Origin of the sequence: Paenibacillus sp. FSL R7-0216 (genome assembly GCF_037969915.1) — a bacterium.
In the GTDB taxonomy this organism is placed as follows: Bacteria; Bacillota; Bacilli; order Paenibacillales; family Paenibacillaceae; genus Fontibacillus; species Fontibacillus rhizolycopersici.
Map to the genome: position 1 here is coordinate 5046019 of NZ_CP150222.1, position 12837 is coordinate 5058855.

12 protein-coding genes are annotated in these 12837 nt (G+C 53.0%); 5 read left to right on the forward strand and 7 right to left on the reverse strand.

The genetic code is table 11. From position 1 onward, the window contains the following. Nucleotides 1–17: 17 nt before the first annotated feature. Nucleotides 18–989, reverse strand: coding sequence for an aldo/keto reductase (locus tag MKZ15_RS23245; RefSeq protein ID WP_155604650.1), 972 nt, complete (start codon nt 987–989; stop codon nt 18–20). Nucleotides 990–1094: 105 nt separating this feature from the next. On the opposite strand from MKZ15_RS23245, the gene MKZ15_RS23250 reads away from it, so the two are divergent. The 3 genes from MKZ15_RS23250 (at nt 1095) to MKZ15_RS23260 (ending at nt 3268) form a co-directional block, all read left to right on the forward strand. After that, entirely contained in the window at nt 1095–1559 is a 465-nt protein-coding gene (locus tag MKZ15_RS23250) for a MarR family transcriptional regulator (RefSeq protein ID WP_213622430.1), read from the forward strand. Nucleotides 1560–1718: 159 nt separating this feature from the next. After that, nucleotides 1719–2360: a thioredoxin family protein gene (locus MKZ15_RS23255; protein WP_213622431.1), complete on the forward strand. Its 642-nt coding sequence runs from the start codon at nt 1719–1721 to the stop codon at nt 2358–2360. Then, the gene (locus MKZ15_RS23260) at nt 2357–3268 is read left to right on the forward strand and encodes a DMT family transporter (RefSeq protein ID WP_339818582.1); all 912 of its coding nucleotides are present in this window, start codon (nt 2357–2359) and stop codon (nt 3266–3268) included. The genes MKZ15_RS23255 and MKZ15_RS23260 overlap by 4 nt, the downstream gene beginning before the upstream one ends. Here MKZ15_RS23260 and MKZ15_RS23265 read toward each other — a convergent pair. Together MKZ15_RS23265 and MKZ15_RS23270 are read right to left on the reverse strand one after the other, a co-directional pair. Further along, a complete protein-coding gene (locus MKZ15_RS23265; protein ID WP_155604648.1) occupies nt 3265–4713 on the reverse strand; it encodes a PLP-dependent aminotransferase family protein in 1449 nt (482 codons plus the stop codon). The two genes, MKZ15_RS23260 and MKZ15_RS23265, sit on opposite strands and share 4 nt — an antisense overlap. A 240-nt stretch (nt 4714–4953) precedes the next feature. After that, entirely contained in the window at nt 4954–6345 is a 1392-nt protein-coding gene (locus MKZ15_RS23270) for an MATE family efflux transporter (RefSeq protein ID WP_193417499.1), read from the reverse strand. A 113-nt stretch (nt 6346–6458) separates the two neighbouring features. Here MKZ15_RS23270 and MKZ15_RS23275 point away from each other — a divergent pair, with 113 nt between their 5' ends. Next, on the forward strand, nt 6459–6965 hold the full coding sequence (locus MKZ15_RS23275; RefSeq protein ID WP_339818586.1) for a staygreen family protein: 507 nt from the start codon (nt 6459–6461) through the stop codon (nt 6963–6965). Between the two features lie 43 nt (nt 6966–7008). Here MKZ15_RS23275 and MKZ15_RS23280 read toward each other — a convergent pair whose 3' ends face one another. The 4 genes from MKZ15_RS23280 to MKZ15_RS23295 form a co-directional block, all read right to left on the reverse strand. Next, entirely contained in the window at nt 7009–7434 is a 426-nt protein-coding gene (locus tag MKZ15_RS23280) for an SRPBCC family protein (RefSeq protein ID WP_339818589.1), read from the reverse strand. A gap of 72 nt (nt 7435–7506) precedes the next feature. Beyond that, a complete protein-coding gene (locus tag MKZ15_RS23285; RefSeq protein ID WP_213622437.1) occupies nt 7507–8463 on the reverse strand; it encodes a sigma-70 family RNA polymerase sigma factor in 957 nt (318 codons plus the stop codon). 46 nt (nt 8464–8509) lie between these two features. Further along, the gene (locus MKZ15_RS23290; protein ID WP_339818594.1) at nt 8510–9031 is read right to left on the reverse strand and encodes a DinB family protein; all 522 of its coding nucleotides are present in this window, start codon (nt 9029–9031) and stop codon (nt 8510–8512) included. A gap of 84 nt (nt 9032–9115) precedes the next feature. Next, a complete protein-coding gene (locus tag MKZ15_RS23295) occupies nt 9116–10090 on the reverse strand; it encodes a phosphotransferase (RefSeq protein ID WP_339818597.1) in 975 nt (324 codons plus the stop codon). Between the two features lie 343 nt (nt 10091–10433). Here MKZ15_RS23295 and MKZ15_RS23300 point away from each other — a divergent pair, with 343 nt between their 5' ends. Beyond that, complete coding sequence (locus MKZ15_RS23300; RefSeq protein WP_339818600.1) at nt 10434–12812, forward strand: glycoside hydrolase family 16 protein; 2379 nt, start codon at nt 10434–10436, stop codon at nt 12810–12812. The last annotated feature ends 25 nt before the right edge of the window (nt 12813–12837 follow it).

The following is a 12837-nucleotide window of genomic DNA, read 5'->3' on the forward strand; positions in this document are numbered from 1 at the left end:
CTTCTTTTGCGTTTCCTTTAAGCCAGGGGATGCGGCACGTAAAGCTCCTCTAAACTCACGACTTCTTCCGGTGTCAATTGAACCGACAACGCCGATACGGCATCGTCGAGATGGCGGGATTGAGTCGCCCCGATCATCGGAGCTGTGATCCCTTCTTTTTGCAGCAGCCATGCCAGTGCGATTTGGGCTCGAGGAACGCCCCGGTTCGCGGCGACCTCCGCGACTCTCTCCGCGACCTTGCGGTCCGCTTCTTCGGTTTTGACGAACAAGGCCTTGGCGATCGCGTCCTTCTCCGATCTCGAAGTCTGCTCGCTCCAGTCCCGAGTCAGCCGCCCCGCGGCTAGCGGCAAGTACGGCGTGATTCCCACCCCCTCATCGATGCATAAGGGAATCATCTCCCTCTCCTCTTCGCGATACAGCAGATTGAGCCGATTCTCCATGGAGATAAACCGGGTCCAACCGTTACGTTCGGCAACGTGCTGAGCCTTGGCGAATTGCCAGGCCGACATGGAGGAAGCGCCGATGTACCTTACCTTCCCGGCCTTCACCAAATCATGAAGCGCCTCCATCGTCTCTTCAATCGGCGTATTCGGATCCCAACGATGAATCTGGTACAAATCGACGTAATCCGTACCCAACCGCTTGAGACTGTGATCGATTTCGGTCAGGATCGCCTTGCGGGAGAGCCCCATCGCGTTGGGACCCTTGCGCATCGGAACAAATACCTTGGTGGCAATGACGACCTCGTCCCGGCGGGCATAATCGCTTAACGCACGCCCTAGAATCTCTTCGCTGGTTCCGTCGGAGTACATATTGGCGGTGCTAAAAAAATTAATCCCCGCTTCAATCGCCTTCTTGATGAGCGGTCTACTGTCTTCTTCGTTCAGGGACCATGGGATGGTCCCCCTTTCAGGTACGCCAAAACCCATGCAGCCGAGGCATAGTCTCGATACCTCCAACCCCGATCGTCCAAGCTTGAGATATTCCATAAGTGCACGCTCCTTATTGTTGAATCCATTTTAGGTTGATACGTCAACCAACGCTCTCACTTTATCATATTGTGGTTGACACGTCAACCGTGTTATGATGTGGCTATGAAGAAGAACGAGTTAACCGAAGAAGAAATGCGAATATGGAACTTGTGGAAGGGCTCCTTCAAACGGATCTTCGGCCATGTCATCAAAGACCTGACGGAGCAAACGGGACTTTCCGAGGGGGATTACGGCATATTGGACCGGCTTGACCTCCTGGGGGAAGGCAGCTTGCGGCAGCAGGAACTAGCCGATTCCATGGACTGGGATAAGAGCCGCTTATCCCACCACCTTACGCGGATGGAGAAACGTGGGCTGGTCGAGCGAAAACCGCTGGATACGGACCGCGGCGTCCAGGTATTGCTTACGGCTGCGGGCAGATCCGCCTTAGAGGACGCACGACCGGTAGTCTCCCAAGGCATCCGCAAGTATTTCCTGGATCCATTAACGGAGGAAGACATCACCTCGATTACAAAGTTGGCGGAAAGAACCAAACCCGGCTCGTCCGGGAACCTCCCGCCGTCATGACAAAGAACCCCCCGGGAACGGGGGGTTCTTGCTCGTAAAGCTGAACTCGCTTATTCAAGTAAAAACAACTGTCTCTTACAAACATCTCAAATCTGACCGTTTATTAGCGGTCAGATTTCGTTTATATTCACCTTATCCTACAAATGAGGTGATATCGAAATGGAGCAACCGTTAATTCTACGACATCTTCTCGGTCAAGGCATTCTTCCGGAACAGTTCATGGAGAACATGCTGGACCGACAGATGCCCTTAAGCGGGATCGCGAACACCAAAGAGCGATTCCGGGAGATCTATGACCATTTTACTTGGGGGAGCGATGAAGATCGTCAATTTTTCTTTCGCTTCGGCGAGCATGCCAAGATGACCTGCCTGATCCTCTGCACGGACTGGTGTCCGGATGTCATCTGGAACGTTCCCGTGTTATTTCGAGTGATGGAGCATGCTGATATCAAGGCCGGCGTCCTGCTCATGGAAGAGCACCTTGAGGTAATGGACCTCTTCCTCACGAACGGAGGACGAGCGCAGCCCATCGCCGTCTTTATGGATGAAGACGGCCGCGTGCTCGGCCGATGGGGGGCGCGCCCCGCTTACATTCAAGCCGTGATGGACGGGTTCAAGCAATCCCATCCCAATCCCCAAGCCTCCGATTATCAGGAAAATCTGAATGAAACGTATAAGGCTATTGGAGAGCTCTACCGCGCCGACTCGGGGATCACGTATCAAAATGGATTGATCGGAGAACTCAGGCAGCTATTCAACCGGTTTCCGCTAGAATCAAATCCAAGGGGCCCGCGGTCATGAGCACCCCGCGTTCCCGTTACCTTGCCCTATTGATGCTGGGTGCTATCTGGGGCGGCTCCTATTATTTTATCAAGCTCTTAGTGGCGGACTTTGGCCCTTGGACCATCGTATTTTTCCGCTCCGCCCTAGGTTGTCTAGCGATAACGGCCGTGATGCTGCTCTTTCGGATCCCCTTCAAATGGAGGCAAATTCCATGGCGGCCCGTTGCCTTGATGGCAATGGTGAATACCTGCATCCCCTGGGCCTTGATCGCATTCAGCGAAACCCATATTTCGAGCAGCATGGCTTCCGTACTGAACGCGACGACGCCGCTTTTTTCCTTGGCGGTAGGCACCTTGTTTTTCGGAGCTTCGATGCATAAGACAAAGTGGATGGGAATGGCTGCAGCCGCGGTAGGGGTGCTCCTAATCCTTGAACCTCATCCGGGTACCGTGTCCGAAACCGGCGCATGGGGGGTTGCAGGTATGCTCCTCGCATCGCTGTTCTACGGCACCGGCTCCCAACTATCGGGTCGGCTATTGCGCACCCTCTCGACATATCAAGCCACTTTTGGGACACTGCTCTTCTCCATGGCCGGCAGCGGGGTATTTGCCCTGTGCTTGGAGCCGATCCCCTATGCCCGTATGCTGGAGCCTTCCAATCTCGGGGCCATGATGGGTTTAGGCATCCTGGGCTCAGGATTAGCCTACATCCTGTTTTATTGGCTCGTCAAACATGGCGGGCCGACGTTTGCAACCTTCGTCACTTACCTGCTGCCCGTATTTTCGCTCCTATGGGGCGTCAAGCTGCTCAACGAGCCGTTTCATTGGCGGATGATCGCAGGGCTTGTCCTGATTCTGAGCGGCGTTTTCCTAGCGGGAACAAGCAGCAGAAAACGTTCGAACCCAGCGACAACCTTAACCTCTTAAGGTGTGGCATCGTCACTAAATCCTTCGAACCAGGCTTTGCGCAATAACCGAATGCCGGTTTCCATCTCCTGCAGGCCAATCCCCGCAAATCCCAGGAATACGTTGGGGAATTTCTCGGCTATCGGTTTCTCCCCCATCCACATTTTATGAAAATCATATACGGCCACACCGGCCCCCGCCGCCAATTTGACTAAGCTTTGAGCCGATTGCCGGGTTTTTACGGCCAGTTGAAGATGCAGTCCGGCGTGCTCCCCCGTTACCTCCACAAGGTCGCCTAAATGCAAAGCAATCAACGCGAGGAGATGGCGATGCTTTCTCCGGTACGTGTTGCGCATTTTACGGATATGCCTATGCCAGTGACCCTGCTCTATAAAGAGGTACATCGCCCATTGCTCGATACGGGATGGCGCGAAAAGAATTTCATACGGCATGGATCTCAAGGTTTCCAGCAAAGCAGGCGGCAATACCATGTAATTGAGACGCAGGGCAGGAGTGACCGCCTTTGAGAACGTCCCGATATAAATCACCCGATCGCGTCGATCCAAGCTTTGCAGGGACGGTATCGGTTTGCCCGAATAGCGAAACTCGCCTGCATAATCATCTTCGACAACATAAGCTCCTCGTTCCGCTGCCCAATCCAGTAACCGTTCCCGATCCGGGTACGGCAAAATACCGCCGGTAGGGAATTGATGGGATGGCGTTACGTATACGGCCTGTGCCGAACTTGTCCAAAGATCGGACACTTCGATTCCATTTTTCCGTACCTCAATGGGATCAATCCCGTATCCGTTCAACACGAATTGATCACGCACCAAATTATACCCCGGCTCCTCCATCGCAACCCGCTTCAAGCCGGGCAGCAGTTTGATCAAGATTCCGATGCTGTAGGCCATGCCGGATCCAATGACGATTTGTTCCGGCAGGCAATTTACTCCTCGAGAGCTCCACAGATATTGAGCTACGGCTGTTCGCAGCTCCCACTCCCCCTGCGGATCTCCATACTTCCCCATGTCCCCTGCAAAATGTTCTAGAGATTGTTTCAGCAACTTACTCCATGTTCGGAACGGAAACAAAGCAGGGTCTAGGGACGTCGGGTTAAAATCAACAGCGGTCGGGGGTGCCGGCAAATGGAGTGGTTCTTCCGGTCTGCCCGGCGTCGGCGAACTGTTGAAAGGTCTCGACGGTTCGGTCGGGAACAGCCGGTCATAATCCGCTATGTACAACCCCGAGCGAGGAACGCTGAGCACGTACCCTTCCGCAAGCAGCATTTGGTACGCCGTCTCGATCGGCGTCTTGCTACTGTTCAGTTGAACCGCAAGCGAACGGACCGAAGGAAGCCTCATGCCACCCTGTAGCCGGCCAATGTGGATTTGCTCCCTTATTTCGTCGTAGATCCTTTGGTATAAGGGCGTATCTTGCTGTTCCGTGATGAGAAGATCGAACATCTGACTTCATCCTTGTCATGAGCGGTTGCGTTGACTGCGATCCGAACTCGTATTTTCCTCATTGTACGTATAAACGATTCAATTAACAACACATCCGGTCAAAGGTCTTGTTAGGACAAAACCGTCGAACGGATGCATGGAAAAATGGATGCGAAGTGAGAGAACGATCCATTCGTCCTTGTCCCACTTCCCATCCATCGAGTCCGCATGTATTCTTTTCGTCCAATAGTTCCGTACGTGTTAGGCTGGTGCTCCAAGGCCGTCTTCCGTTGCGGAAACCGGCTTGACGAGCGCTTTCTTCTCCCAGGCGCGGCTTCTCCAGCGAAGCAGCATGATTAAACCCCGCAGCCATTCATCCACGGCAAATGCAATCCATATGCCAAGCAGCCCAATCTCCAAGTGAACCCCTAGCAAGTAAGCCAGTGGAACCGACACGCCCCACATCGAGCATACGCCCATGAGAACAGGGAAACGGGCATCCCCGGCGGCGCGCAGCGAATTGATGATGACCATGTTGAAGGTCCGGCCGGGCTCAAGCACGATGGAGAGCAAGAAGATGCTTGCTCCGGTTGCGATGATCGCAGGATCATCCGTGAACATGCCAATGAGGTCATGGCGGAAAATTGAGGCCACCCCCACGATGGCCAACGTTAACAGGAAGCTGATCCGTACGCTCTTCATCAGTCGCTTATAGGCGGCCTTCATTTCGCCAGCACCGACCATTTGACCAACGATAATCTCCGTCCCCGCCCCGATCGACGCGGCCAACGCCATAAAGTAGTTCGAGATGTTCATCACGTAAACATGCGTATTTAAGGCCGTGATGCTGATCATGTTCACGAAACCGATGATCATGAGGTACTGCGATTGCCAAGCGAGATGCTCCCCCGCCGCAGGCAACCCGACGCTCAAAATCTGTTTGGCATAAGTCCCGTTCCAGGTCACGTAATCTTTCCCGCGAATCGGCGCAGCAACTCGGCGGTACAAGATGAAGAACAGCACGATAATGCCGACGAACCGGCTGATCACGGTCGATATGGCCGCGCCGGTAACACCCATCTCCGGAAAGCCCAGGTTCCCGAAAATGAGCAGATAATTCCCCGTAACGTGCAGGAGATTCACGCCGAGCGTCACGTACATCACGCTTTTGGTGTTCCCGCTTGAACGGATGACCGAGGAAACCGCGTAAGACAACGCCTCGATCCACATAAAGCCACCGATGATCTTCAAATAATGGCTTGCGATGCCAATCTGTTCCGGATTCAGGTTAAGCAGCCGCAGGAGAGGCTCCCCAAAGCTAAAAAGGATAAAGCTGACGAGAATCCCGAAAATGAGGTTCATCGAAATCGCCAATGCCGAGACGCGGCTCGCTTCTTTCTCTCGCCCGGCGCCGATATACTGGGAGACCGCCACACTCGTCCCGATGCCGACAAATCCAAACATCAAAATGCAGAAATAGATGATTTCATTCGCTAAGCCCACCGCGCCTGTTGCCGTATCGGAAATCCGGCTCAACATAAACACGTCCACGGTGCCCAGCATCATCCTTAACACCGAATCGATGAAGATGGGCCAGGTCACGGCAAAAAGACTAAGTTTCTTCCACGAAGGGATACGTTCAGTTATCGTCACGTTAAACAAGCTCCTACTAGATGTATTCTTTGTCGCCTACCCTAGTGTAGCTCCAACAGACAAATACGTCTATTGGAGTTTTTTGTCGTGCTCCAGAATCGACGAATGAATCCGTGGAGACCGACATAAACGATAATAAAGCGAATAAGGGAGAGAGTTTCTTGGGCCATTTCAACCCGGATAAACTGTTTGTTTGTTACAGAGACGGCATCACTTCTACGGAACCGGTAATGCCTCGGCGTCACACCTTAACTCACTCGGATTCGACGGGAGCGTTATTTTTAACGATTGGATTGGAGTATGCTTGGGATAAAGTCAATTCGATAAGAGATGAGGTATTAGGCGAATGGCGCCTAGACGGGGGTTCCTTGATTTATGCGGTGTCAGTATATATCGATCAAGGTGAATATAACCAAAGCGCATCAGCCAGGCGCTACGAAACTTTTCGACGCGAACTCCCCCTTGCATTCACCGCCATTCGATACGGGGACAGGTACTTATTTGATGTATACCCCGAATTGGATCGTACCCCTGTCATTGTAAACTTTGTATCCTCCTATCCCCTGTTTGCTAGACAAGAAAGCTGGGGGGCTTTCCGCGATTATTCTATACTTCCTTGATTCCATTCGAAAAAAGGCGCCCATTGGGCGCCCTTTCCGTTTCTTAGGATTGTTCCACGTACATCTTGAAATTGTCCATAATCGCTTGCCAGCCGGCTTGCTGAAATTCCACCGGATGCGTGCTTTCGGCATCAAACGTTTCAACGACCTTCGTCCCTTGGCCTTCTGCGGCGAAGGTGATCTCCACCCGTCTCCCATCTCCCAAGGTGTAGGAAATGAATTCATGCGTTTTGACTTCATCATAAACTCCGCCAAAATCAAAACCCATGCTGCCGTCCTTCGCTTCCATCCGGGTCAGGAACGTGCCGCCCGCCCGCAAATCGTTCTCCGCTCTTGGCGCATGCCAATCGTCGGAGGCTTGATTCCACTTCGTAATGTGCTCCGGCTCCGTCCAATCGCTCCATACTTTTTCAACAGGGGCTTGAATGACCGCTTGAACGGTTACTTTCGTCGGTTGGTTCGTTTCCATTTCTCAAAGGCACCTCTTTCAACAGGATTGTTTTTACTTTACATTCCTATAGACGTAACCCGAATTTGAAATTCATCGGTCCAATCGCTCCGGCAGCCCCAATCGGGAAAATAACTTCGTGTTAATGAAATTTTGGACGTGGAGGATGCGATCCTCTTTCGTTTCAAGGACATGAATCCCCCAAGGCACCAGGCCGGAGCCCTCCTTGCTTGGCATATACTGAGCAAGCGCCGGATACCCGCCGTTAATTTTGACCGGCAAAAACCGGGAACCCTCGCAATGCCAACGCGTAAGCGTGAAGAACTTCGACAGATCCTCTTTGCCGCGGACCCACATCGGGAACGGCGGCATGGACATGCACCCTTCCTCGTGAAACAACGCGACCAGCCGGTCGACGTCAAATTGCTCAAAGGCCTCCACATACCGCGACAACAGCTCGCGATCCGGCTCGCCTTCCATCCGACTAAGCTCGTCGGAACGGAGCCGGGTTCGGTCCATGGTTTCCCGGGCCCGCTGCAACGCGCTGTTCACGGCCGCCGGCGTCATCCCCAGCGTCTCCGCAATCTGTTTGGAGGACCAGTCGAAGACATCCTTCAGAATCAATACGGCTCGCTGGCGGGGCGGCAAGGTCTGCAGGAGCGCGATGAAGCAGAGCTGCAGGGTATCCTTGCGGATGAGCGCATCCTCGGGATTTTCCCCGAAATCGGGAGCCAGCCAGATCCATGAGGAATCGGGCAACGTCTCCCGGGGTTCGTTAATGGAACCCGCCGGATCGGACAGATCGACGGGAAGCACCCGGCGTTTGGCCTGTCTAAGTTTATCCAGGCATAAATTGGAGGCGATTCGATAGATCCATGTCTTATGCGAGGATTCCTGCCGGAACGAGCTCCAGCTTTGCCAAACGCGGATATAAATCTCCTGAACCGCGTCGTCCGCGTCATCGATCGATCCGAGCATTCGGTAGCAGAACGCGGTGAGCTCCGGCTTCATTTTTTCCAATAACTGCAGGTCCAGGGTGGTCCCGTTCATATAAGCCTCCTTTGGGTGGGGAAAATAGGAATTTCATGGACTTGATCTAGCGCAGTCCTGCTTCAACCAACCGTTGATCCAGCTCGGCCTTCTGGCGCAGATGATGCCGGCTATGCATGCCCACCAGCTCGAACCATTCCAGGGCATTCAACCAGCCGAACCAGCCATGCTGCACCTTGTATGCCGGATGTACTTCCTGCACGCGAGCCGCCCAGTCCTTCAAATCCTTAAGGATGTGCTCAAAGCCGGCCGCAAGTTCGTCCTTGCTCTCGGGGTTTCGGGTGGCGTTCACCGGTTCTTCTAGCTTCACGCGGACATTGGGCCACATCTTCTCCTCAAACGCCCTCGTTCCGTCAGCGCTCTTGCTTCCGGGTTGCTCTCCCCCAGTTGCAGACGCGCAAGCCCGAATATACCCGAGGTATTCCTCCGCCACGCCGATCACGTGGTGGAACATCTGCCCAACCGACCAAACGTTCTCTTCACTTTTATAACGCAGCTGTTCTAACGTATATTCCTTCAGACTCGACTGATACTGTTCAATCACCGTCAAAGTATCCGGTTTCGGCATTCGATTCCTCCGTCTCGGCAAACTTCATTCTTTCTTCGTTCTGATTTCCATATTAACAAAAATCTCCCTCAAATATATCATTTTTTAAATAAAATGAAGGGCGCTTTGTACATTAAATTCCATGATTTCCTTCACGGTTTCCGCATCCGGAAATCCCCGTTGGAGAAGCCGGTAGGGAGCGGCACTGTAAGAGATATGATGGTAGAGCTTATAGAACGCCATCCGATGCGGGTCCAGTCCGCCGGTCTTCAAGTACTGATCATAGTTGTCGAACCGGAATTCCATGAAGCTATGCTCGTATTCAGGGTCGAAAAATAAGGCGCCCTCGATATCGATGAACCAGGGCCGGAGTTCTCGATCCACGAGCACATGGTTGGGTCCTAGTTCCGCATGGATGAAACTGTAGGTAGGTCTTGGTTGAATTTTTCCGGCCAATCCTTCGATGACCTCGACGAACCTGTCGTGACGGTTCCGGAACACCGGTACATTCTCGGCTAAATACGCCAATTCGCGGCGAGCCTGTGCCAACATGGGTAAATGGCATCCGGAAGCCGACTGCGCCAACGGCTCCTGCAGTTTTCCCCAGTACGTTCTGGTTTGCCGATGCAATCGGTTCAGCATGTCCGCGAGCGGTTCAAAGATTCGCCCCTGAATCTTGGCGTCAGCCTGAAAGAAATCCGAAGCCTCCCTTCCATCCACGTACTCGACAAAGGCGAAGTCCGCATCGCCCGTGGTAGCTCCCGACTCAAAGTGATACAGCTTCGGCGTGCGAACCTGCAGCTTCTCCATAAATTCGTTCACCGTTCGAAATGGCTCGCCCCCATAACCGGATATCGCTTCGGCAGCCTCCTTCTGCTCCAATTCTTCGCGAAAATAATTCATCCTAACATCCCATACATACAGCACAAAGCGAAAGCCATTCGAGCAACGCACCGTGTATACTGCCTTCTGGGCTCCGCCGTGCATCTGGTTCGCCTCTTCCGGGCGATATCCCGTTCCGAAGATGCGTTCCGTCCAATCCCCAAGCTTCCCCTGCAGCAAATCATTCATATCGTTCATCCGAGCACTCCCCCTACTAATTCTTGCCCGATTAGCATAAGACGTTTGGAAAAAAAAGTATAGACTGTTTCTTGGCGATTTGTTATGATGTTGAATAAGGTCTTTGTAAAAATAGGCATACACCAAGCTCAGGGAATTTCGTTCCCTGGGCTTTTTTGTTCGGCCTTTGAACTGGCGACCCCGCGAATTTTTCTTGCTTCCCTAAAAAAAGTGGCACCTCACCCGAAATATGGAACCTATCCATCAAATGCCCGGATTGATAGAATGTAAGCGTTCTCCTATGTAAGTATTTTCCTATGATAGCGTAGGTTGGGAGAATGATGATAATAAAGGGAGGGTATTTATGAAACGTTCTCAACTGACGGAAAGGCTGCTGGTTCGCAAGGTGTTCGGCTTATTCCTGGCGGTCGTTCTAGCCGCTGGCGTCGGTCTGTTGCCAACGCCTAAAGCTCAGGCAGCCGGGACGACGATTACCTCGATGAGCTACTTCTCGGCGGCAGACGGTCCGGTGATCACCAAATCGGGTGTCGGGCAAGCCAGTTACGGCTTTGTGATGCCGATTTTTAATGGAGGCTCGGCCACCTGGAGCGAGGTTGCCCAGGATTTGGGCGTCAAGGTGAAAGTAAACGGCAATTGGATCGATATCGACAGTGTCGGCAGCTTTGTCTACAACCAGAACTGGGGTCACTGGAGTGACGGCGGTTTCAACGGCTATTGGTTCACCCTTTCCGCGACGACGGAGGTTCAGCTGTATTCGAAAGCCAACGGAGTAACGCTCGGATACAACCTCGTCTTTCAAAACATCAACAAAACCACCATTACGGCAATGACGCCGACGCAAGGCCCGGTTCTCACCGCAGGGACGACGGGCGGGGCCGGCTTCACTTATCCCGTCTTCAATAACGATCCGGCCATTCCATATGCGGCGGTAGCCGATGATTTAAAGGTATACGTCAAGCCGGTAAACAGCAGCGTTTGGATCGATATCGATAACAATGCGGCCAGCGGCTGGATTTATGACCAGAACTTCGGCCAATTTACCGATGGAGGCGGCGGCTACTGGTTTAACGTGACGGAGTCGATTAACGTCAAATTGGAATCGAAAACCTCATTGGTGAACATCGTATATACGATCAACTTTAATGAGCCCGTCAGAAACTCGTATATCCTTACTCCCTTTGAGGGAACGACTTTCACCGCAGATGTAAGCGGTGCCATCGGTCTGCCTCTGCCTAAAATCGACGGCAGCGCCCCGATCGCCACCGAACTGGGGAATTTCGTCTACCAAATCAACCTTAATGGTCAATGGGTCGATTTGGCGGACTCCGGCCTAAGCGGGTTCGTTTATTCCGCAAGCGGTTATAATAACCTATCCAGCGCAAACCAATGGGGGTACTGGGCCGACCACATCTATGGGTTATGGTTCCAACCCATCCATCAAGACATGCAAATCCGCATCGGATATCCCCTGAACGGGCAAAAGGGCGGGAACATCGGCAACAACTTCATCACCTACTCGTTCATCGGAAATCCGGATGCACCGCGGCCAGATGATGCCGATCATGAAGATATTCCACTCAGTTCGCCAACCGATCCGGCTATCTCTGGCCTGACGCTGATCTGGCAGGACGAATTCATCGGATCTGGGCTGGATACGGGAAAATGGAATTACGAGCAGGGGTACTATCTTAATAACGATCCTGGTACCTGGGGTTGGGGCAACGCGGAGCTGCAGCATTACACGAATAGTCCGCAAAATGTTTTCGTCCAGGACGGGAAGTTGAATATCCGGGCCCTGAACGATCCCAAATCCTTCCCGCAGGATCCCGGCCGGACCGCACCGTACTCTTCCGGCAAGATTAACACCAAGGACCATTTTGCTCTCAAATACGGCAGGGTTGATTTCCGCGCGAAGCTGCCTACGGGGAACGGCATTTGGCCGGCCCTTTGGATGCTGCCGCAGGATCAAACCTACGGCACCTGGGCCGCTTCCGGCGAAATCGACGTGATGGAAGCCCGAGGACGCCTGCCCGGCATGACTTCCGGAGCCATCCACTTCGGCGGACAATGGCCAGCCAATACGCATCTTTCGGGCGAATACCATTTCCCTTCCGGGCAAACCATCGCAAATGACTTCCACGTGTATTCCGTTGTGTGGGAAGAGGACAACATCAAATGGTATGTAGACGGCAAGTTCTTCTTTAAGGCCACTCGGGATCAATGGTATTCCGCGGCGGCGCCAAACAATCCGAATGCTCCTTTCGACCAGGCCTTCTATCTCATCATGAACCTGGCGATTGGCGGAAACTTCGACGGCGGCATAGCTCCAAGCCCAGGCGATATTCCGGCAACGATGCAGGTCGATTATGTACGTGTCTATAAGGATAACGGCAACGGCGGCGGTCAAAACCCCGGAGATCCCGGCACCCCCTCCACCGTCGTGATCGGCGATCAAGTGAAGGGATTGAAGAAGACCGGCGATAACCTGTTGTTCTACGTCAACGGTGCTACCTTCGCTGATCTGCACTATAAGGTCAATAACGGTGGTCAATTGAACGTAGCCATGACCTCGGTGGGAAACGGTAACTATACCTACGCGGTCAACAACCTGAGCCAAGGGGATACCGTCGAGTACTTCTTCACCTATAACCCTGGGCAAGGGGCGCTCGACACCCCATGGCAAACTTATGTTCACGGAGTTACGCAAGGTACGCCGGAGTAACCTCTCGATCTTGCCAAAAGACTCA